Annotated in this window: 15 protein-coding genes; 4 read left to right on the top strand and 11 right to left on the bottom strand. The window is 46.0% G+C overall.

The annotated features are described in order from the left end of the window. Positions 1 to 18 precede the first annotated feature (18 nt). Both GCU85_RS09385 and tal read right to left on the bottom strand, forming a co-directional pair. Positions 19 to 1,389, bottom strand: a complete 1,371-nt coding sequence (locus tag GCU85_RS09385) for a TolC family protein (RefSeq protein ID WP_218110654.1) — start codon at positions 1,387 to 1,389, stop codon at positions 19 to 21. An 84-nt stretch (positions 1,390 to 1,473) separates the two neighbouring features. Beyond that, positions 1,474 to 5,118, bottom strand: a complete 3,645-nt coding sequence (gene tal, locus GCU85_RS09380; protein WP_152810924.1) for a transaldolase — start codon at positions 5,116 to 5,118, stop codon at positions 1,474 to 1,476. 469 nt (positions 5,119 to 5,587) lie between these two features. On the opposite strand from tal, the gene GCU85_RS09375 reads away from it, so the two are divergent. From GCU85_RS09375 to GCU85_RS09365, 3 genes are all read left to right on the top strand, one after another. Beyond that, a complete protein-coding gene (locus GCU85_RS09375; protein WP_152810923.1) occupies positions 5,588 to 6,808 on the top strand; it encodes an NADP-dependent isocitrate dehydrogenase in 1,221 nt (406 codons plus the stop codon). A 372-nt stretch (positions 6,809 to 7,180) separates the two neighbouring features. Beyond that, positions 7,181 to 8,104 carry an AEC family transporter gene (locus GCU85_RS09370; protein WP_152810922.1) on the top strand — a complete coding sequence of 308 codons (924 nt, stop codon included), beginning with the start codon at positions 7,181 to 7,183 and terminating at the stop codon, positions 8,102 to 8,104. Between the two features lie 305 nt (positions 8,105 to 8,409). Then, positions 8,410 to 9,069 carry a hypothetical protein gene (locus GCU85_RS09365; protein WP_152810921.1) on the top strand — a complete coding sequence of 220 codons (660 nt, stop codon included), beginning with the start codon at positions 8,410 to 8,412 and terminating at the stop codon, positions 9,067 to 9,069. A gap of 314 nt (positions 9,070 to 9,383) precedes the next feature. Here GCU85_RS09365 and katG read toward each other — a convergent pair whose 3' ends face one another. The 8 genes from katG to GCU85_RS10070 all read right to left on the bottom strand — a co-directional run bounded on the left by katG (position 9,384) and on the right by GCU85_RS10070 (position 19,502). Further along, positions 9,384 to 11,564 carry a catalase/peroxidase HPI gene (gene katG, locus GCU85_RS09360; RefSeq protein ID WP_152810920.1) on the bottom strand — a complete coding sequence of 727 codons (2,181 nt, stop codon included), beginning with the start codon at positions 11,562 to 11,564 and terminating at the stop codon, positions 9,384 to 9,386. Between the two features lie 460 nt (positions 11,565 to 12,024). After that, positions 12,025 to 12,708, bottom strand: coding sequence for a hypothetical protein (locus GCU85_RS09355; RefSeq protein WP_152810919.1), 684 nt, complete (start codon positions 12,706 to 12,708; stop codon positions 12,025 to 12,027). Between the two features lie 102 nt (positions 12,709 to 12,810). Next, positions 12,811 to 13,890 (bottom strand): lipoyl synthase, encoded by a 1,080-nt coding sequence (lipA, locus tag GCU85_RS09350; RefSeq protein WP_235896283.1) that lies wholly within the window; start codon positions 13,888 to 13,890, stop codon positions 12,811 to 12,813. 212 nt (positions 13,891 to 14,102) lie between these two features. Beyond that, positions 14,103 to 14,633 (bottom strand): glycine cleavage system protein R, encoded by a 531-nt coding sequence (locus tag GCU85_RS09345; RefSeq protein WP_152810918.1) that lies wholly within the window; start codon positions 14,631 to 14,633, stop codon positions 14,103 to 14,105. A 12-nt stretch (positions 14,634 to 14,645) separates the two neighbouring features. Beyond that, positions 14,646 to 17,561 (bottom strand): aminomethyl-transferring glycine dehydrogenase, encoded by a 2,916-nt coding sequence (gene gcvP / locus GCU85_RS09340; RefSeq protein ID WP_152810917.1) that lies wholly within the window; start codon positions 17,559 to 17,561, stop codon positions 14,646 to 14,648. A gap of 113 nt (positions 17,562 to 17,674) precedes the next feature. Next, complete coding sequence (gene gcvH / locus GCU85_RS09335; RefSeq protein ID WP_152810916.1) at positions 17,675 to 18,040, bottom strand: glycine cleavage system protein GcvH; 366 nt, start codon at positions 18,038 to 18,040, stop codon at positions 17,675 to 17,677. A 76-nt stretch (positions 18,041 to 18,116) separates the two neighbouring features. Then, entirely contained in the window at positions 18,117 to 19,229 is a 1,113-nt protein-coding gene (gene gcvT, locus GCU85_RS09330) for a glycine cleavage system aminomethyltransferase GcvT (RefSeq protein ID WP_152810915.1), read from the bottom strand. A gap of 111 nt (positions 19,230 to 19,340) precedes the next feature. After that, positions 19,341 to 19,502, bottom strand: coding sequence for a hypothetical protein (locus tag GCU85_RS10070; RefSeq protein ID WP_218110653.1), 162 nt, complete (start codon positions 19,500 to 19,502; stop codon positions 19,341 to 19,343). A 91-nt stretch (positions 19,503 to 19,593) separates the two neighbouring features. Here GCU85_RS10070 and GCU85_RS09325 point away from each other — a divergent pair, with 91 nt between their 5' ends. After that, positions 19,594 to 21,102 carry an N-acetylmuramoyl-L-alanine amidase gene (locus GCU85_RS09325; protein ID WP_152810914.1) on the top strand — a complete coding sequence of 503 codons (1,509 nt, stop codon included), beginning with the start codon at positions 19,594 to 19,596 and terminating at the stop codon, positions 21,100 to 21,102. Between the two features lie 62 nt (positions 21,103 to 21,164). Here the strand turns inward: GCU85_RS09325 and GCU85_RS09320 are convergent, their stop codons facing one another. Next, complete coding sequence (locus GCU85_RS09320; RefSeq protein ID WP_152810913.1) at positions 21,165 to 22,073, bottom strand: hypothetical protein; 909 nt, start codon at positions 22,071 to 22,073, stop codon at positions 21,165 to 21,167. Between the last annotated feature and the right edge of the window lie 271 nt (positions 22,074 to 22,344).

Here is a 22,344-nt window from a genome sequence, read left to right as displayed (position 1 = left end):
ACTAAATTGCCTTACCCGTTAAATTGCCTTGCCTAACGCCAGCGCCAATGATACCCGATTTTGATAGCTGGCGTAGCGTAAATTTTCGACACTCCTTTGTGCATTGTACTTGGATTGCTGCGCATTTAATAATTCAAAAATACTGACCAGTCCATTGGCATAATCACTACGGGCGTTTGTTTCCGCTATCTCAGCATAGTGAAGACTTTGTTTCATCGCTTGTTGCTGCGCAATTAATGCGTTGTGGGTGCTCAGTAAAATTTCCACCTCGGTCAATGCCGCCAAAATCGTTTCTTGATAGCGATAATAAGCAGCTTCAGCCAATGCTGAATTTTGACCTAATACGGCTTTGCGGCGACCATTATCAAATAATGGCTGGACAATTCCTGCTGCCAACTGCCATACATTTAGGTTGCCGCTTGTCAATCCTGACAGCGTATCGCTAGAACGGCCTAAGCTCCCCGTCAAACGAAAACTGGGAAACAAGGCTTTATAAGCAATTTTTGCTCGCGTATCTGCCTGCTTGACTGCGAGATACGCCTGCTGTATATCGGGGCGGCGCATGAGTAATTCAGACGGTACACCCGCGTCAATCTGAGCGACGACTTGCGGGTACGCATCACCCACCGCAACTGGCTCACCTGGATAGATTGCAAGCAGTTGATTTAATGATTTTTTGGCGCGCGTTATTTCGAGCTGATCTGCTGTTAGTCGATTTTTCGCAGCATAGCGTGCGCTGCGGGCGTTATCTAAATCTTGTGCGCCAGCAAGCCCTAGCGAAAATTGGTTTGAAATGGCCGCCTCAATCGAGACATAGCTTTGCCACTCATTGTCTGCAATCTCAGCCAAGCGTTTTGCCTGAATAACACGCAAATACGCTTGTGTCATTTGGGCAGCAACGGATTGTTTCGCTGCTGCTAAGGCCCATTCAGCTTGTTCGACACCTTTTTCGGCAAGCAATACGCTGGCGCTTACTGAACCCCATATATCGACCTCCCATTGGCTGTCTAAAGACACGGCAAATTGATTGGACGCGGCGGAGACTGCGTTATTGCGTTGGCGGCTGGCCTGACCACCCAACGTCAAATCAGGTAACTGACTAGCGCTTGCCACATTGACATCAAAGCCGGCTGCCTTTAACTGTGCTTTTGCCAATAAAATCGAAAAATTTTCAGCCGTGGCGCGTGCTAACAAATCGCGCAACTTGTCGTCTTTGAATATTTCGCTTAATGACTGCGCAATCTCAATGCCACCCGATGCCGCTAGCACCTCGGCATAGCCCTCAGGCAATGGTGCGACAAAGCCCAAACGATGCGGCTCAGGTTTGGTCGCACAGCCTGCCAGTAATATCGTAATCAGCCCCGAAATCGCTAATTTTTTCACTGCCATTCTCATTGGTTTCATCATTACGCTATTAAAAGCATTTGAACAAATTAACGTGAGCAGCCAATCTTATTAGTTCAAATACGCCAATCAGGTATTCTCGCTACCCATTTTTTCGGCCACGATTGCCAATAAACCGGCAAACGATTGCTCAAATGCCTGCACGCCATCCCGTTCGAGTTTTTGCGTAATTAAATCTAAATCAACGCCATACTGCGGCAATAATTCAATCAATGCACGCGCCTCAGATACGCCCTGTGTCAATGTGTTGGCAATGCTCCCTTTGGCCTTAAAAGCGGCATAGGTATTAGGTGGCAGCGTGTTGACCGTATCGGGACCAATCAATTGATCAACATACAACACTTCGGGGTAGGCTGGATTTTTTGTACTCGTACTCGCCCACAATAGACGCTGGGGTTTTGCTCCCACTAACGCCAATCGTTGCCAGGCTTTTGATTGGATAAGGCGCTCATATTCGTTATACGCTACTTTAGCATTGGCTATCGCCACTTTACCCATGATTTCTGGGTTGGTTTTTTCCAACACCGTATCTGCCGCCGCATCAATACGAGAAACAAAAAAGCTCGCAACGCTACGGATGTTATCCACTGGCAACCCCATTTCTGCGCGTTTTTGCAAACCGCGCATATAGGCTTCGAACACCTCAACATAACGCGAGACAGAAAACAGCAGCGTCACATTAATGTTTAACCCTAAGTAAGTTAATTGCTCAATAGCAACCAACCCTGGCTGCGTACCAGGCACTTTGATCATGGCGTTAGGGGCATTTAATTGATGCTGCAAAATCAACGCTTGCTCGATGGTTTTATCTGCATCATAAGCGAAATTCGGCGAGACTTCTAAACTCACCATCCCGTCGTTGCCCCCAGTACGCTCATAGGTCGCCTTAAATGCATGGCAAGCGGTTTGAATATCCTTGACGGCCAAGGCAAAAAATGCCTCGTTTGGATCGCTAACCTTGCCAACTAACGACTTTAACTGTTCAAGATAACCTGGATGATTGCTCGCTAGTGCTTTTTCAAAAATAGCTGGGTTTGACGTGATACCCCGCAAATCGTCCTCTGCAATCAGCTGGGTTAATTCGCCTGTCTCAAGCATATCGCGGTTAATGTTATCTAACCAGATACTTTGTCCAAACGCCGATAAATCAGCAATACGATTGCCCGTGTTAGGCACGGCAGTTGGTGCTGCTGTGGCTGATGTTGTTACCCCTTCGGCAACCCCTTCGGCAACTTCTTCAGGCATATCGTCAGATATTGCCATAGCAGGCACTGCATCGTTAATTGCACGCGGCACATAGACGCGCTCACTGGCCAAAGCCGCATTGGTTGCTGCATTGGCTGGTGCATTGGCTGATGTATTGCTGGCAACTGTTGTTTTAGCGTCTTTGTCATTGCCTTTGTTATCGCCTTTGTCATCGTCTTTACTAGCCGCTTTTTCAGTGGTTGAAATTGCCGCTTGGTTTGTCGCGCCAGCAAAATTTGCCTTGCCGCTGCCACGTACCGCATCCTCGCTCACTGGTCGGCCCGCATGCAATAGACTCTTGTCTTTCATATGTGGATTAACGGTAGCGCTTGGTCGGTTTGCCTGTCTTTCTGGTTGCCCCTGCTTTTGTTTAGGGGCTTGATTTTCGGCTTTATTTTCGGCTTGCTTCCCCGCTTGTCTTTCTGTTTGTTCGTCTAATGGACGAGATGACGCTGTGGATTTTGCCTCTGACGGCTGTCGATCTGATGACTGTCCCGTTTTTTGGCGCCGCGCATTGTTGCCTGGCTGCGAATTACCTGACTGCGAAGCGCGCTGCGATGTATTTTGTCCTCGCGTATTATTATCGTTTTTTGCTGCGCTATCTTGCGCGTTTCCCTGTGTTTTTTCCTGAGGCTTATCCTGTGATTGCCTTGGTTTTCTGGCCGTTGCTGCATTGGCCGATTTACCTCGGCTTGTTTGTTGGCTTGTTTGTTGGCTAGCTGGCTGGTTTTTTTTCGTTGTTTGCCGAGAATTGCCATGCCCGCCCTGTTCATCGCGCTTAGTCGCTTGAGCCGTTGCAGAACCTATACCCAATACTTGTTTAATCAGCTTAAAGAATCCTGTTTTGGATTTTGGAAGCGGGTCAGCTGGTTGGATATTGCTCACGGCTGGCTCTTCAACCGCTGGTGCGGTTTGCTGTGGGGCTAACGCATCTTCATCAATACGGAAATCTTTGCTGAGTTTATAGCTGACCGCATCAATACTGGCCTCGTCATCATGGCGCAAACGCTGAATATCAAAATTCGGCGTATCTAAACTTTCGTTAGCAATCAGCACAATACTGACGTTGTTGCTTTTTTCTATCGCAGAAATTGCCGCACGCTTTTCATTTGACAAGAAAATTGCCACTTTAACGGGCAATTGCACCACGATTTTTTGTGTGTTTTCTTTCATTGCGTCTTCTTCTATCAAGCGCAAAACCGACAGCGCAACGGATTGCGTCGAACGAATACTACCCTGCCCTTTACAACGCGGACAAACGATATGGCTCGCCTCGTCAATCGAGGGGCGTAAGCGCTGACGCGACATTTCTAACAAACCAAACTTGGATATTCGCGCAAGCTGGACGCGTGCACGGTCGATGTGAATGGCATCTCTGATTTTATCTTCGACTTGGCGGCGGTGTCTTGCCTCGTACATATCAATAAAGTCAATGACGATCAAACCACCAATGTCGCGCAAGCGAAGTTGGCGCGCTATCTCTTCTGCGGCTTCTAGGTTGGTATTGAATGCAGTCTCTTCGACATCAGTCCCTTTAGTTGCACGCGCTGAGTTAATATCAATGGATACCATCGCTTCGGTATAATCGATAACGAGTTCACCGCCAGAGGGTAGCCTGACATTACGACCATAAGCCGAATCAATCTGCGCCTCGATTTGATAACGGGTAAATAGCGGCAATTCATCTTGATAAAAACTCAACCGCTTGAGTTTATCTGGCATAACCAAAGACATAAAGCCTTTGGCCTGCTGGTACACATTTTCGTTATCGATAATGATTTGCACGATATCATCACGAAAATAGTCTCGCAATGCACGGACAATAATGTTGCTTTCTTTATAAAGCAGTGTTCCAACCGCGGCATTTTCATATTCGTTAGAAATGGCGTTCCAGACTTGCATCTGGTAGTTTAGATCCCAGTTTAGTTCGTCTTCGCTGCGATCAACGCCAGCGGTACGAATAATCACACCAACGCCCTCTGGAATATTGACTTTGTCCATGGTTTGGCGTAGCTCTTTGCGTTCGTCGCCTTGTATGCGCCGCGAGACACCACCGCCACGTGGATTATTAGGCATCACCACTAAATAACGCCCTGCCAAACTGATATAAGTGGTCAGTGCTGCGCCTTTGTTTCCACGCTCTTCTTTATCAACCTGCACCATAACAGGCTGACCTTCTTTGATTAATTTTTTATAGTCTGGTTTACCATTATTGCCCACATTGGTCGCACCAGAAAAATACGTCTTCGCAATTTCTTTTAGTGGCAAAAACCCGTGTCGCTCTGCGCCGTAATCCACAAATGCCGCTTCTAAACTGGGCTCTATTCGGGTGATTCGCCCTTTGTAAATATTGGCTTTTTTTTGCTTATTACTGATGGTTTCGATATCTAGATCATAAAGCCTCTGCCCATCGACAAGTGCCACACGTAATTCTTCTTTTTGTGTGGCATTGATTAACATACGTTTCATTTGTTTTATTCTCCAAGCTGCACCGCCCGAAGTGAACTAAAATCGTCCCTGTTCGTTTGTCCTCGATACTAAGCATTATATCTTCCTCGGGTGTGTGTGATATTTAGAAATGGTGCTTTGTGCACAATTTAAACAACGTTTCAAGGTACTAGGCAAAATCCGAACGCCTTGCACAAATCTTCGCTAGACAAATAACAGCCCCTGCGCGACTTGACAATCACACAGAATCTGCTTTTAGCAAGGCTACTAATCTATTAACAATCAATAACCTATTAAAATAATTTGGTTTTTTACACGACTTTTGTCGTACGCAAACTATACCAGTGATTGCACGACTTGACAAGCAATTACCACCAGCAATTACGCTCAGCAACGCAAATTAACCTAACGAGATTTTTGGGTATTTGCGCAAAAAGCAGTACACTATCTCTCTGCACTCTCTATTCATTAATCTTACAAGAGGTCCGTCATGGAAAAAATTAAAGTGAAAAACCCAATTGTTGAACTTGATGGCGATGAAATGACACGCATTATTTGGTCATTTATCAAAGAAAAACTGATTCTCCCTTATTTAGATGTCGATTTAAAATATTATGACTTAGGTGTTGAGAGCCGTGACGCGACCAATGATCAAATTACCGTTGATGCCGCCGAAGCCATCAAACAATATCGCGTCGGGGTCAAGTGCGCAACGATTACCCCCGACGAAGCACGCGTCGAAGAATTTAACCTAAAGCAAATGTGGCGCTCACCCAATGGCACCATTCGTAACATCATTGGCGGCACCGTCTTTCGTCAGCCTATTATCTGTCAGAACATTCCACGCTACGTCCCCGGCTGGACAAAACCAATCGTCATTGGCCGTCACGCTTTTGGTGACCAATATCGTGCGACCGACTTTTTAATCCCAAGTGCTGGTAAACTCACCATGACCTTTACACCCACCGATGGCGGCGCGCCGATTGAGCATGAAATTTTCGCATTCGATCAACCAGGTGTTGCCATGGGTATGTATAACGTTGATGAGTCTATTCGTGGCTTTGCACGCTCGTGCTTTAACTATGGACTCAACCTCGGCTGGCCTGTTTACCTATCAACCAAAAACACCATCTTGAAAAAATACGATGGCCGTTTCAAAGACTTATTCCAAGAAATTTTCGACCAAGAATTTAAAACAGCGTTCGAGCAAGCAGGCATTACCTATGAGCATCGCTTAATCGATGACATGGTTGCAAGTGCCATGAAATGGAACGGGGGATTTGTCTGGGCATGCAAAAACTACGACGGCGATGTCCAATCAGACACCGTTGCACAAGGATTTGGTTCGCTGGGACTCATGACATCTGTGCTAATGACACCTGATGGCAATACCATCGAAGCAGAAGCCGCCCACGGTACAGTGACACGCCATTTCCGCGCACACCAGCGTGGCGAAAAAACCTCAACCAATCCCATTGCGTCAATTTTTGCATGGACTCAGGGGCTAAAATACCGTGGTAAATTCGATGACACGCCTGAAGTGGTTCATTTTGCAGAGACGTTAGAGAATGTCTGCATTGAGACAGTAGAGTCAGGCAAAATGACCAAAGATTTAGCATTGCTCATTGGTAAAGACCAAGCTTATTTAAGCACCGAGGAATTCCTTGCCGCCTTAGACGAGAATCTGCAGAAAAAATACCAGACAAACTAAATCAATTTGATACAACAACTGGACTGTCGGCACCTGCCCATAATCGAGCCTGCCCATAATCGAGGGATAGCCGACTAAACCCCGACTAAACCCCGACTAAACCCAATCAACCGCCGACAGTTCGCTATCGGCGGTTGATTCAATGGGTGTCAATCTGGCATCAATCTAGCATCAATCGTCGCGTCGGCATCGCCTCAAACGCCACAGTCGCCGCAGTCGCCAGTTCGTCATAACCACATGATACAACGGCTTTAACCGTCGCTATATTGGAGGGTAATAAAAAATGACTATGATTATGTCGCCTTTGTGAGATACTTTATACGTCACGCAAATAACCGATTTGCCCCTAATTACTAACCAGACACCTGCATTATGTCAATTATTCTGCACGCCATTTTTCCGATTATTCTACTCCTTGGGCTAGGCAATATCTTACGCCGCCTAAATTTTGTCACCGCAGAATTTTGGCGCGCTAGCGACAAACTGACTTATTACGTATTATTTCCTGGCCTGCTGATTAGTAAAATGGCCGATATTGACATTGCTCGAACTCCTTTCACCCCAGTTTTTGGTTTTTTATCGGGTTATTTTATTATCATGAGTTTAATGGCTTATGGCATTTATCGCTTTTGCCGCTGCCGACCAGCTCAGCTCAGCTCAGTGTATCAAGGCATCATTCGATTCAATAGCTATATTTATTTCGCCCTAGTTGAAGCCCTATGGGGAACAGACAGTCTAGGCTATGCTGCCATATTGGCTGGATTAGTTATCCCGATTGTCAACGTCTGTTGCGTGTCGTCATTTTTTGTCGGCAAGGGGGCGTTTTCATGGCGGCTACTCCTTCAATCGCTGGCGATTAATCCGCTCATTATCGGTGTGATTTTAGGATTTATCATCAACCAGTACCCCATACTCATGCCGCGAATTGGTATGCAATCTTTGGAGATTTTAGGTAACGCTGCACTTCCGCTGGCACTATTGTCTGTCGGCGCGGCGCTGAAAATCAAACGCCTATGGCAACCCTTCGAGGGCTTTAGTTTAACCAGCATTTGGCTAACTACGTTAGGCAAACTCGTCATTGCCCCTAGCGTCGCCTATCTTCTCGTTTGGGCACTCGGTATAGATCCATTTACTGGGCAGTTACTTATTTTATTGACAGCAATCCCCACGGCAACGGCGGCCTATATTCTCGCCAAACAACTCAAAGGCGATGCCGATATGATGGTCGTCATTATTAGCCTGCAAACCATCACTGCCATCGCCACACTGACATTTTGGTTGGCGATGATTATTTAGCGATAATTCTTCACCCGCCCGAAACATTAAGTAAAGTTAACCTATGCTACCATGAACTCTATAATCATGTATCACCAAGGTTATCGCCAAAACAGCGGTAGTGATTGGTTGGGCTATGTCTATCCCATATAATGAAGAAATAGGAGCAATAACATGAAAAAATATTACTATTTTCTCTGCTATTTGCAGGTAACGCAATGGCATATGTCGCGAATTCTACTTTTACCATTGATAAAACACAATTAGATTCCGATAAAGCAGAGGTTGCGAATATAACTCTTTCGTCCTACGGCAGTATCCACTATTTGGGAAAAGTTATCACCTATGATTCAGGAAAACTATTCTTTGATTTTATTCTACAAGACCCAGAGGTTGATTTCGGAGTTCCTCCCGGATTTGAATTATCAACTCAGTTACTTCCTGATGAATATGGGATATCGTTTTCAGATGAGCCTACGTTAGTTGTTCGAGCCTATAATAATTTTTCCGAAGAAACATCTTTTCCAAATGGCAGCCCTATTGTTCTTGGCTCAGAAACTTTGCATATTACAAGAACGGTGCAAAATGCACAAAGCATCACAGACCCCAGTGGCACATGGTACGAACCATCGCTCAGTGGCACGGGTTTCTTTATTATGCAATACGGTAACGGGACCCAGATTTGGTATAACGGTTATGATGCTGAAGGACAACCTTTGTGGTTATCGTCTAGTGTGATTAACGAAACGTGGGTAACGGATGAACCTAAGACATTTGTTATGTACGAGGGCGCGCCGGATGCAACGACAAACTTCACCACCCCGCCAGCAAACGCCCCAGGTATTGCCGAATGGGGGAGTTTACAGCTACAATTTGATACCTGTACCACCGGATCGGCAACCTTAACGGGTGCCGATGGCACGCAAACCTATCAGCTAGAAAAACTCGCTAATCCCATTAATGTGAATTGTTTACAAGGATACTAGCTGAATATCAATCAAAGACCGCATATAATTAAAGCGCGGTCTTTGATTACAGGTTAATCTATGGCAATCATAGTGATAGATATTCTTAACCAGCTTATACCCCAATCACACAAAATCACACAGTAATCATACCATAACACTGCAATAGGCAACTGACACAAAAATGCAATAGCCGATGGCTTTTTATGCCAATCAGCTATTGCATTTAGCGTTATATTATCGATTCATGAAATGCTAGTTGAACTATCTTTCTATCGTTTGCGTTGACTAAAACCCTCAATAAATTATCGCAAATTATCGCAAATTATCGCAAATTATCGCAAATCAAAGTGATCCGCATTCATCACTTTAGTCCACGCGTTAGCAAAATCGCGCACAAATTTTTCCTTATTATCATCTTGGGCATAACACTCGGCATAAGCACGCAGTATCGAGTTAGAACCAAAGACCAAATCAACACGCGTCGCGGTCCATTTAACATCGCCACTTTGTCTGTCAATCAAATGGTACAAATTATCCGCCACAGGTTGCCAGTGATAGCGCATATCCGTTAGATTAACAAAGAAATCTGTACTCAACGTTCCAACTCGGTCTGTAAATACACCATGTTGGCTACCGCCGTAATTGGTCCCCAACACCCGCATCCCACCGATTAATACCGTCATTTCAGGAGCGCTCAACCCCAATAATTGGGTTTTATCCAACAATAAGGACTCAGGATCGACGGCATAGTCGGCTTTTAGCCAATTGCGATAGCCGTCGTGTAACGGCTCTAACACGGCAAACGATTCGACATCGGTCATTTCAGGTGTTGCATCACCACGCCCTGGCATAAACGGCACATTGATTGAAACGCCTGCCCGCGCTGCGGCTTTTTCTACCGCTGCCGTCCCGCCTAACACAATCAAATCCGCAAGACTGACCTTTTTGCTCAATTGTGATTGAATATTCGTCAACGTGTCGAGTACAGATTGCAGACGTGTGGGTTCGTTAGCAATCCAATCTTTTTGTGGTGCCAAGCGAATGCGTGCGCCATTTGCACCACCACGATAGTCTGAGTTTCTAAAGGTTCTGGCACTATCCCAGGCGGTATTAATCAAGTCAACTTCGGCCAGCCCTGAATTTAACAGCGTTTGCTTTAAATCAGTAATTTCACTCTCTGATAGCGTATAATCAACCGCAGGTACAGGGTCTTGCCAGATTAGGTCTTCTTTGGGTACATCCGCGCCCAAATAACGGCTTTTCGGCCCCAAATCACGGTGCGTTAACTTAAACCAAGCACGCGCAAATGTGGCTTTAAAATACGCTGAGTCTTGATAGAAGCGTTCTGAAATTTTACGGTACTCAGGGTCCATTTTCATCGCCATGTCGGCATCGGTCATAATCGGGTTTCTGCGTACACTGGGGTCATGCGCATCAACGGGTTTGTCTTCTTCTTTGATGTCAATTGGCTCCCATTGCCATGCACCTGCTGGGCTTTTTTTCAATTCCCAATCGTAATCAAGCAGCAAATGAAAGTAACTGTGATTCCATCGGTCGGGGGTCGTTGTCCATGCGCCTTCTATACCGCTCGTCACCGTATCGCCTGCATTACCGCTGCCTTTAGGGTTCATCCAACCCAACCCTTGTTCGTGAACTTCAGCGCCTTCGGGGCTTTCGCCAAGCAAGCTGGCATCACCGTTGCCATGCGCTTTACCAACCGTATGACCGCCTGCCGTGAGTGCCACCGTTTCTTCATCGTTCATCGCCATCCGCTCAAAGGTCATGCGAACATCCTGTGCCGTGCGTAGCGGATCAGGATTACCGTCAACCCCTTCAGGGTTAACATAAATTAACCCCATTTGCACCGCCGCCAATGGATTATCCAGAGACTCTCTGTCGTCAACGGCTTTGTAGCGCGTTTTTGTCGGTGCTAGCCACTCCGTTTCTGCGCCCCAATTGATGTCTTTTTCAGGATGCCAAATGTCTTCACGACCACCCGCAAAACCAAATGTCTCAAAGCCCATTGACTCATATGCCATATTTCCTGCCAAAATAAACAAATCTGCCCAGGAAATTTGATTGCCGTATTTTTTCTTAATCGGCCACAATAATCGTCTTGCTTTATCTAAGTTGGCATTATCTGGCCAGCTATTTAATGGCGCAAAACGTTGATTTCCAGTACCTGCGCCGCCTCTGCCATCGGCAATACGATAAGTGCCTGCTGCGTGCCACGCCATACGAATCATTAAACCACCATAATGCCCCCAATCCGCAGGCCACCAGTCTTGACTGTCTGTCATAAATTGCTTGAGATCGGATTTCAGCGCTGCCAAATCCAATTGTTTAAAGGCTTCACGATAATCAAAATCTTCATCCATTGGGTTAGGTTTTTTGTCGTGCTGATGCAAAATATCCACATTGAGCGCCTTGGGCCACCAGTCCATGACAGAGTGATTGGTTTCAGTATTTGCGCCCTGATGAAATGGACATTTACCCGTACTTGATTGATTCATAATTCTTCTCCCCTAGTCATAAATAAAGCCTACCCATCAACCTAGTCCTAATTCAATGCGCGGGCGATTGGTATTATCGACTAGTATATTGTCAATAATGCATTGCCAATAGCGCTTTGCCAATAATGTTTTGCCAATAGCCAAATCGGTTAGATTAAACGCATACAGCCCATTTCGTTGATAGGTAAAATACCTAATTAATATACCATGAAATATTAATCAACAAAGTAAATTAATCTTATCAATTCGATAGTTAAAATCTATTAGTGTTGAATGATGAGATGAAATGGAGTGGGAATGGAGTGGGATTGGCTGCTGGCTGCTGGAATTAGTGATAAAAAGGATACTGATGGCTTGTTGAGGCTTGTTGAGGCCTGTGCTAAGTTTTTATTGTGGCGGCAAAGTGTGTATTACTGCACAACCAATAGACCCTTTAATGGGCAGCTTTTAATGGGCACTTTTAATATCCAGACTTCAAATTCGCCAGTTCTTCCTCTAGCATCACTTGATAATCATACAACAATGCATTCCACTGGCTTGTGTCGAAAATCTGTGGCGACGTATTTTTTTGTAAATGATCGAGCACCTCACATTGCTGTGTCAAACGCTGTTGCAGCAAGTCTTTTTTTTGTGCCAGTAGGCGCGGATTGGTTTGCCAGTGATAGCTCTCGGCAAAGGCTTGCCCACTTTCTAGCTCGAACAACCAAGTTTCAACGGCAAGCACATCACGCGCACGGTAGGCCGCAGTTAACTGGTGAAAAATCGCCTCACCACGACGGATTAAATGTGACGGCAAATAATCAGGATGGCAATACTTGGCTGCTTGTCGGTACATGGCTTTAAGCCGTGCTTGTTCTGGCGCGGTCAACACCATTGCCGTATGCGCCGTGGTGTCTGACTCGATCAATCCTAATGTGGCTTTTAAGGCACTAATGGCATCGATATAATCATAAAACCGAGCACGATAGGCGGCATCAAACGCCGCAATCTGGCTCTCCAACTCATTGATTTTATGATTAGTCAGTGCTAGATTACTTTGCAGCGCTAAAATCAAATGTCTCGTGCGTTGATGTAACGGTGATTCATACACAATGGGGAGCTGTGATTGCGGAACCAGTTGCGGTTTAGATTTAGCTTGGTACATGGCTTAGGCTTTATCTACCTAAGCGTAATTTAAGGTAAGCATGGATAAATTCGCCACCCAATTTACGGTCAGTCCAGTTATTTTAAGGACGCACATGAGTGCTTATAAAATCTCCTGCGCATGCTCATCAGCAAAATACGATGAACGGACCAAGGGACCAGCAGCAACGTGGGTGAATCCTAATTCAATAGCGGTCGCTTCATAGCGTTCAAATTGTGCTGGTGTCACATAGCGTTTGACCGGCAAATGATAATTGCTGGGTTGTAAATATTGTCCAATCGTCAGCATATCAACGTCATGCGCACGCATATCACGCATCACAGCATACACTTCGTCATCGGTCTCACCCAATCCAACCATCAATCCTGATTTTGTTGGCACGGATGGACAGGCTTTTTTGAAATTTTTCAATAAATCCAAAGAGACTTGATAATCCGAACCCGGTCTTGCATCACGATAAAGCCGTTCTGTCGTCTCTAGGTTGTGATTGAAAATATCTGGCGGTTCTGTTAATAAAATGTCTAACGCTTTTTGTTCACGTCCGCGAAAATCGGGGGTTAACGTTTCAACTGTTGTATTCGGTGCGTATTCACGGACTTTGCGAATACAATCGACAAAATGCTGTGCACCGCCATCCAATAAATCATCACGATCGACCGATGTGATAACAACATGACGCAGCTTCATTTCAGCGATGGTACGTGCCAAATTTTCGGGTTCATTTGGGTCTAGTAAATTCGGACGTCCATGCGCAACCGCACAAAACGTACACCGTCGGGTACAAATAGCCCCCATAATCATAAAACTCGCCACGCCTTTGCCAAAACACTCCCCTAAATTGGGGCAATTAGCCTCTTCGCAGACCGAATGCAAATTATTTTTACGCAGGGTTTCTTTGAGTTCGCGAACGGCTTTTCCCCCTGGGAATTTAGCACGGATCCAATTGGGTTTTTGGATGCGTGTTTCATTGGTTGTTGGTGTGATATTGGCAGGCGCTCTGGCGATTTTGTCTTTGCCCAATAGCTTAATACCCGCCTGCAGTGGTTGCGGACGCACTTTACCATCACGGGTTAGTGCTGGCTTATTCAGCGTTGCCGTTGCAACTGGAATATTCGCCAGCTTTTTATTAACGTGGCTCATCTCAGCGGATGGGGTTTCCTGTTGTGATGTTTTATCTGTCATCGTTTTGTTTACCATCTATAAATCTACTAAAAGCCAACATTTTGCCAAAGCCAAAGTGACAACCAGTCAGGTTAAATAACCCTTCACATTCATCACCCTTCACATTCGTCACTTTAACTACAGCCGATTAACTCAGACGATTAACTACAGACGGTTTGAAAAGGTAATTTTAAGTAGCTAAACGTATTCTAAACGTATTATCAGGTCAACGCCTAAATATGCGCCGTCCATTCGATATCAAGCGACAACGCATCCGCCAATTCATGCAAATAATCTAATAACTCGTCTAAATCGATTGATTTATCTACCCCAACAACCGCATCAGCATTAAACAACACACCACCTGCCATCGATGCATCACTAATTTGCGTATCTAGTTCAAAAATATTAATCTGACGGCTTGAGAATAGTCGAGATAGTTCCGTCACAATACCTGGGCGATCTTGACCAATCAGTTGAATTTGGTGCAATCTGAGCCCTGCATGCTTGGTGTTCGTTTGTGCAGCTGATTGACGAATTTCTACCGTAATGCCTTTGTCGGATAATGCCAATAAAGCCGTTTCTAAGCTGGATTTTTTATCCAAATCGACGCCAACATGGACTATCCCCACAAACTCGCCTGCCAACTGTGACATCCGACTATCTAGCCAATTCCCGCCATGCTCGCTTACCACCGTTGAAATAGTCGTCACAATGCCAGGGGTATCTTGGGCGCTTAGGGTAAATACAATCTGTTGTTGCATGGGTGTTCTCCGCTAAATATCGTCGTCTTGCCAAGCACTCATCGGTGGGCAAGTGCAGACCAAGTGTCTATCGCCATAGACGTTATCTACTCGATTCACTGGGGTAAAGTATTTATTGTAGCGCAAAGTCTCGACTGGGTAAATGGCAACCGCCCTTGAGTAAGGACGATTCCAATCCCCCACCAAATCACTAATCGTATGCGGCGCATTGACTAGTGGATTATTGTCAGCAGGGTACTTGCCCGATTCGACTGCCTGAATTTCTTGGTAAATTTGTGCCATGGCGTCACAAAACCGATCCAGTTCGGCTTTACTCTCAGACTCGGTTGGCTCAATCATCAACGTACCAGGCACAGGAAATGACATAGTCGGCGCATGAAAGCCAAAATCCATCAACCGCTTAGCAATATCGTCTACTGAAACCGAAGCCGATTCTTTGAATGGTCTGACATCAATAATACACTCGTGCGCCACCAAATTGTTTTCATCGGCGTATAAGACCTGATAACCAACCTCGCGTAATCGTTGCGCAATGTAGTTCGCATTTAGCATCGAAACAATCGAGGCTAAGGTTAACCCTTGCCCCCCTAACATCGTGATATACATCCACGATATAGGCAGGATTGAAGCGCTACCCCACGGTGCGGCACTCACCGCTGCGCCTTGGTGTGACAAATCTGTCAACACGTGGTTTGGCAAAAACGGGGCCAAATGCTTACGCACGCCAATAGGCCCTACCCCTGGACCACCGCCACCATGCGGAATGGCGAAGGTTTTATGTAGATTTAAATGCGACACATCCGCCCCATAATGCCCAGGTGCTGCAAGCCCGACTTGCGCCTGCAAATTTGCACCGTCTAAATAAACCTGACCGCCATACTGGTGTGTAATGTCACAGATTTCGCGAATCGCTTTTTCATACACCCCATGTGTCGATGGATAAGTGACCATGGTTGCCGCGAGTTCGGTTGCATATTTTTCGGCCTTTTCACGTAAATCATTGACATCGACATTGCCTTGTTCATCGGTTTTAACGACCACGACCTTCATATCGACCATAGCGGCAGAAGCTGCATTCGTCCCATGCGCAGACTCTGGGATTAAACAAACCTTACGGTGGGATTCGTCACGGCTTTGGTGGTAAGCATTTATCGCCAATAAACCCGCATATTCACCCTGAGCGCCAGAATTTGGCTGCAATGATATCGCCTCATAACCAGTACATTCGCATAGCATGGCCTCTAAATCTTTAAACAATTCGATATAGCCTTGGTATTGTGAAGACGGTGAAAAGGGATGAATACGATTGAATTGCGGCCATGAGACTGGTATTAATTCGGAAGCCGCATTGAGTTTCATCGTACAAGAACCCAATGGAATCATCGTCCGATCCAGTGCTAAATCTTTGTCACAAAGCTGTCGCAAATACCGCATCATGGACGTTTCGGAATGATAACGGTTAAACACAGGGTGGGTTAAATACGTCGAGGTACGCCATAATTTTTTTGGCAAACTGTCAGGCAACGTCGCTGGCTCATCGCCCGCCGCACTGTCGTCAACGGCACTGCCCTCAACGCTGACCAAATCCGCCTCAGGCGCAATAATGGCGACAATTGTCGCTAACTCTTGGGCCGTTGTCACTTCATCCAAAGACAATGAAATTTGGTGATTCGCACGGTAGGCAAAATTAATTTGCTGTTTTTCTGCGCGTGCTTTAATCGCATCGACCTGCGCGGTTTGTTCGCTAAAATCTAACGTAAGGGTATCAAATGCCGATGAATTGACCACCGTCAAGCCTGCTTTTATCAGCGTTGCTTTTAATTGTGCCGTATAATGTGCAATCTGTGTCGCGAGTTCTTTGAGCTTTGCAGGGCCGTGATAAACGGCATAAGCACCCGCCATAATCGCGAGTAATGCCTGCGCCGTACAGATATTCGATGTTGCTTTTTCACGGCGAATATGCTGTTCGCGTGTTTGCAACGCTAAGCGATAGGCAGGTTGCCCACGGCTATCGATTGAAACACCGACAATACGCCCTGGGAGGTTGCGCTTTTCTTTTTCGGACGTCGCCATATAAGCCGCGTGCGGCCCACCAAAACCTAACGGCACGCCAAAACGCTGCGTATTTCCAACGGCAATATCGGCACCCAATTCACCTGGTGGCGTCAATAACGTCAAGGCCAACAAATCAGCCGCCATAGCGACCTTCCCTTTGTGTTGTTGTACGCTCGCAATTAATTCGCGATAATCTCGGATTTCACCCGTTGTATCTGGATATTGCAACAGGACACCGAATACGGCTTCAGGCTGTAAGTCTGTCATGGCGTTGCCGACAACCACGTCAATCCCCAACGGCACGGCGCGTGTTTTAACCACATCGAGCGTCTGTGGATGCACGCCCTTGTCAACAAAAAATTGAGTCGCTTTGGATTTACTGGCGCGCTGACAAAATGTCATGGCCTCTGCCGCAGCCGTTGCTTCATCGAGCATGGATGCATTGGCAATATCAAACCCTGTCAAGTCAGACACCATCGTCTGAAAATTCATCAGCGCCTCAAGCCGCCCCTGAGAAATTTCAGGTTGATACGGCGTGTACGACGTGTACCACCCGGGATTTTCAAAAATATTACGCGCAATAACCGCTGGTGTATGGGTATCATAGTACCCCATACCAATTAATGAGCGGTATACCTGATTTTTGTCGGCGAGTGTTTTTAGCCGACTCAACGCATCTACCTCGCTAATAGCGGGCGCAATATCAAGGGGTGTCGTGCGCTCAATATCATCAGGCACAATTCGATGTGCTAATTCAGTCAGACTATCAAAGCCTAAATAATCTAGCATCGTCTGTTGGTCTTTGACTCTAGGCCCTAAGTGACGGCGAACAAACGACTGTATCGACTGATGATCAGTAATTGGAGTAGACATGGTTATATATCCTCGTAAAACGTAGTACGCAAGCGGTCTATGCGTAAAAATCGCACAGTAATATTACACAGCAAATTACACAATAAATTACACAGCAAATTGCACAGAAAAACCTAGGCTAAAAAGTCTTGGTAAGCCGCTGTATCCATCAATTCATCTAACTCCGATGGGTCTGTGACGGTCATCTTGTAAACCCAGCCATCGCTTTCGGCCGCACGATTAATCAAGCCTGGTTCATCTTCTAATTGGCTATTGACTTCGACTACTTTGCCACTAACAGGCGAATGCACTTCCCCTGCGGCTTTGACTGATTCAATGACGCAAGCTTCATCGCCTTGCGCAACCTCGTCATCGATCTCTGGTAATTCGACAAAAACCACATCGCCAAGTTGGTCTTGTGCATAGTCGGTGATTCCGACCGTTGCCGTGTCTCCGTCAATAGCAATCCATTCATGATCTTGGGTGAAATATTTTTTCATTTTATGTTACCTCTTTAACTGACATTAAATTAAAACGAGTGTATAAGCATTTAGATATAACGCATTAGCTATACACTCATCCACGATAATAGCGATGCGGCACAAACGGCAAATCGGTCAGTGTCACTGGAATTTGTTTTTGCCTAAGTGCTGCAAATATTGGCTGCTGACTGGCTAAAAAAGCCGTATCAACGTAGCCCATAGCAATCGGCGCATCAACTGTGGCGGCAAAACACCCCGAAGTAATGCGCCCGATGGTATCGCCTTGCGCATTGACCAACAAGCCCCCTGTGCGAACGGGGGCTTTGCCCGATACCGTCAAGCCAACTAATTGTTGAGCGGTACCGTGTTGCATTTCTGACAAAATCACTGTATCGCCAATAAAGCCACCAGCGCGCTCACCGCCTGCACGGCGTACGGGTTGAATCGCCCACTGAAGACCCGCCGCAATCGGTGTGGTTGATTCGTCAATATCATTTCCGTACAAGCAAAGCCCTGCCTCTAACCGCAACGAATCACGCGCACCAAGCCCTGCCATTTCAACCGCTTCGTCGGCGAGCAACAACCGCGCAAATTGCTCGGCATGCGTTGCGGGCAGTGAAATCTCAAACCCGTCTTCACCCGTGTAGCCCGAGCGTGAAATTCGTAGCGCCGTCCCTTGCCAATCAAATGACTGTGAATCCATAAACCGCATCGCTTCAACGCCTGGAATGTGTTTGCCCAGTGCGTCAACAGCGTTGGGCCCTTGCAATGCCAGCAGCGCATAATCCGCTAGCGGCGTCATCGTAAATTGTGCTAAATGTTGGCGCAAATGCGCGGTATCTTCGGCTTGGCGAGAGGCATTAATCACTAGGTAAAACGTGTTGTCATCGACCTTAGCCAGCATCAAATCATCCAAAATACCGCCATTGTCTAATGTGAAAAAACCATAGCGTTGGCGATTGACTTTTAAGCCCTTGACTGAAATCGGTAGGATAGCCTCTAATGCATCATCCACGCCTTCGCCCGATAGCAGTATTTGCCCCATATGCGATACATCAAAAAGGCTTGCGCTGGTTCGGGTTTGCCGATGCTCTTGTAAAATACCAGCTGGGTATTGCACGGGCATCTCATAGCCTGCAAATGCGACCAGTTTGGCACCGAGCTGCTGATGCAACGAATTTAATGGAGTTGTTAATAATTCAGGCATGCGACCTCGCTAAATTCTGTTATAATGCAAAATGTTAGTGTTTAACCCAAGTGAATTAAATCTAGCGGTTATCATAAGTGCCTTTTGGGCGTTTATCAAGTAAAGTTTTCGCTAGACTTTTTTGCACTGCTTTTTTGCGCCGCTGTTGGCAGTATCACAGCAAGATGACGCAGTAAATGCCGCAGTAAATGCCGCAGTAAATGCCGCAGTAAATGCCGCAGTAAATGCCGCAGTAAATGCCGCAGTGAATGCCGCAGTGGAATGCCATAGCATCTGCAAAAAACCGCACAAAAAGCAGCACATAACGACAATCAATTGACAACTAATCTCTTGATAAAAAATAACTAATTAACATTATAAAATAATGATAGATAAAAAAACGCTTTACCCATTGTTTGCGCCATTCTCAGTACCACGTCTTCCGCTGCGTTGTTCGTCGCGTTGTTCGTCGCGTTTTGCGCTTCGGCTTGCCCCATGGTTGACTGCGCTGACCCTCATTCTGCTTGCCTGTTTTTCGACCTTAGCACAGGCAAATAATCAAATCGATCAACTTCGAGCCAACGCCAGAGAAGACAAACTACAAATCGTCCTCGACACCAAAACAGCACCGACATTTAATGCGTTTGCTTTGTCCAACCCCACACGAATCGTTGTCGACGTTACCGCCACACCGGCAACAGGGTACAAAAACACACTTGCCTTCAAAAACCGTGGCGTATCCCGCGTTCGCACGGGACAACGGTCGGATAATGAGACACGTATTGTCCTAGATTTGAATGTCGATTATCGCTGGCAGGTCTATGCCATGCGCCCAGAAGGTAGCCGCGGCCACCGTGTGGTTATTGACGTATTTGATCAGGGTGGCCAGCAAAATAAGCAACCAACACGGCAACCAACACCTAACCCAAACACCGCCAATCAAGGCCTTTTGGCGATTCAACTGGAGTCACTGACACCAGGTGACCCCGACATAAAACAAACACCAACACCGCAACCCGCATCACAACCAAGCCCAGCAGCCACGAATGCTTCGATCGCGCTAGCAACAACAGCACCTAAAAGCGCACCGCCACGACAAGACAACAACTCTAACAATAGCAACACGATTGCCAGCATCAATGCACCAACGATTGACACAACGGCTGTCGTACCCAATAAAAACCAAATCGTTATCATGATAGATCCAGGTCATGGCGGCAAGGACCCAGGTGCGATTGGCCCTGGCGGCACCTATGAAAAAGATATCGTGCTACAGGTGGGTAAACGCTTACAGAAAAAAATTGATGCCATGCCAAACAAACGCGCGGTCATGACACGTTCAACCGACAAATACCTAACCCTGCGCCAACGCCTAGCACTAGCACGCAAGCACAATGCAGATTTATTCGTGAGTATTCATGCAGACGCTTGCGCACAGTGCAGCGCCAGCGGCTCTTCTGTTTATATTCTATCAACCCGTGGTGCCTCATCCGAAGCCGCCAGATGGCTCGCACAAAAACACACCGCCGATGAACTCAAATACGGCGTGGATATTAATGACTACGACAAAGATATCAGCAAAGTTCTGATGCAAATTCAACAAGACGCGACCATAGAATCAAGCTATGTATTAGCCAAAAAAACCCTACGCCATATGAAAGCAGTCGGGCGCAACCACAAAAAACAAGTTGAACGCGCGGGCTTTGCGGTATTGAAGTCACCCGACATTCCGTCTATTTTGGTTGAAACGGCGTTTATTTCAAACGCAGAAGAGGAGAAAAAACTCAAAACGACGCGTTACCAAGAGAAAATTGCCACCGCCATCGCTGAAGGGGTCGAGGCCTATTTCCAAGAGCATTTACCTCAGCACTTACTGCTGATTAATGCGCCGTAATGAGAGCATAATGAGACATAATGAAACCGTAAAACCCATTTTTTACACAGTTGCCCCAAAGCCTATGAAAAACAACGCCCTGATAATAATCGCCCTGATAATAATCGAATTGCTAACAGCCCCATCACACCCATAAGAGCGAATAGGCTGACCCAATTGATACTAGGTACTGGGCTTGGTGTTATGTTTAGCCCGACAAAACACGCACCCGATTGTCGATTAGTCGCCGCGTTAATAAAGGCCGGGGCAAAGTTATCTTTGACATCCATATCATAATATTGGCTAGCAGCCTGCCAAAACATCGTCATATCCGCCATGTAGTAAACACACGACCCCCGACTTTCATTAATTGGATAAAAAACCCCCAGCGCATTGGCATCCGTCGTTGATGTATCAATAATCGCTTCAGAATAAAGAATATTATTGATCGTTGCGCCAGCAATGGGACGATAATTAAAGCTATCCATCGTCGGCATCGCGGTAAAATCACCTGCAAATTCAGACACGGTATTCAAATTGGCTGTAAATCGATTTCGGCCAGCCTCGTAGGTCAACGCGCCACCGACCGTTTTGACATTATTAATAATGGGCAATACGGCATTGACATTGGGGCCACATGCCACACTACACCCATCGATTAAAAACACAAATGCTGTTGATAATTGGTCAATAATACCCTGCTCAATTACCGCCAAATCAGCCAGCTCAATGGCGACATTATGTCCATGAACAATGACCATATCATAGCCCGTAATCACCGCTGAATCCATTGTTGCTGCATTAGAGAATTCGGTTAGATTGACGGTGACATTCGCACCACTGGCTTGAAACTCTGCAATCATCGTATCGCGCTGATTGACTGTGTGATTCCGCGTTTCAGCCGTAGCCAAAATCAACACCTCTTGCGCTTGACTCGTGCCGACTGCCAATATAAATAAACACAAACCGATTTTTTTCATTATTTTTTCCATTTTGTTCACCTGCAAACGATTAATTCGCTGTTATTAATTCGCTATTACTTGACTACTCTTATTTGTCGTTTTTATTCAACTGCTTTTACATTTTAGCTTTTAATATACTTTTTCAATATACTTAACTTATTTGTAAGATTTCTTCGGGTTGTTTACAGTATTTTTTGAGAGAATACTGTAATGAACATGCACAAACGAATACGCTTAACACCGCTTGATCGCCAAGAGATTTGGCGTCTTTATCAAACCAGACAATGGCGAGTAACCGATT

Source organism: Ostreibacterium oceani (assembly GCF_009362845.1).
In the GTDB taxonomy this organism is placed as follows: domain Bacteria; phylum Pseudomonadota; class Gammaproteobacteria; order Cardiobacteriales; family Ostreibacteriaceae; genus Ostreibacterium; species Ostreibacterium oceani.
The sequence above is the reverse complement of the archived record's forward strand: the minus strand, read 5'-3'. Positions and strand labels throughout refer to the sequence as shown.

What these genes read in the sequence shown, in the direction of transcription:
- katG (WP_152810920.1), bottom strand. Translation starts at nt 11,564, where the DNA reads ATGAATCAATCAAGTACGGGTAAATGTCCATTTCATCAGGGCGCAAAT.
- GCU85_RS09375 (WP_152810923.1), top strand. Translation starts at nt 5,588, where the DNA reads ATGGAAAAAATTAAAGTGAAAAACCCAATTGTTGAACTTGATGGCGAT.
- tal (WP_152810924.1), bottom strand. Translation starts at nt 5,118, where the DNA reads ATGAAACGTATGTTAATCAATGCCACACAAAAAGAAGAATTACGTGTG.
- GCU85_RS09370 (WP_152810922.1), top strand. Translation starts at nt 7,181, where the DNA reads ATGTCAATTATTCTGCACGCCATTTTTCCGATTATTCTACTCCTTGGG.
- lipA (WP_235896283.1), bottom strand. Translation starts at nt 13,890, where the DNA reads ATGACAGATAAAACATCACAACAGGAAACCCCATCCGCTGAGATGAGC.
- gcvT (WP_152810915.1), bottom strand. Translation starts at nt 19,229, where the DNA reads ATGCCTGAATTATTAACAACTCCATTAAATTCGTTGCATCAGCAGCTC.
- gcvP (WP_152810917.1), bottom strand. Translation starts at nt 17,561, where the DNA reads ATGTCTACTCCAATTACTGATCATCAGTCGATACAGTCGTTTGTTCGC.
- GCU85_RS09345 (WP_152810918.1), bottom strand. Translation starts at nt 14,633, where the DNA reads ATGCAACAACAGATTGTATTTACCCTAAGCGCCCAAGATACCCCTGGC.
- gcvH (WP_152810916.1), bottom strand. Translation starts at nt 18,040, where the DNA reads ATGAAAAAATATTTCACCCAAGATCATGAATGGATTGCTATTGACGGA.
- GCU85_RS09355 (WP_152810919.1), bottom strand. Translation starts at nt 12,708, where the DNA reads ATGTACCAAGCTAAATCTAAACCGCAACTGGTTCCGCAATCACAGCTC.
- GCU85_RS09385 (WP_218110654.1), bottom strand. Translation starts at nt 1,389, where the DNA reads ATGGCAGTGAAAAAATTAGCGATTTCGGGGCTGATTACGATATTACTG.
- GCU85_RS10070 (WP_218110653.1), bottom strand. Translation starts at nt 19,502, where the DNA reads ATGCTATGGCATTCCACTGCGGCATTCACTGCGGCATTTACTGCGGCA.
- GCU85_RS09320 (WP_152810913.1), bottom strand. Translation starts at nt 22,073, where the DNA reads ATGGAAAAAATAATGAAAAAAATCGGTTTGTGTTTATTTATATTGGCA.
- GCU85_RS09325 (WP_152810914.1), top strand. Translation starts at nt 19,594, where the DNA reads ATGATAGATAAAAAAACGCTTTACCCATTGTTTGCGCCATTCTCAGTA.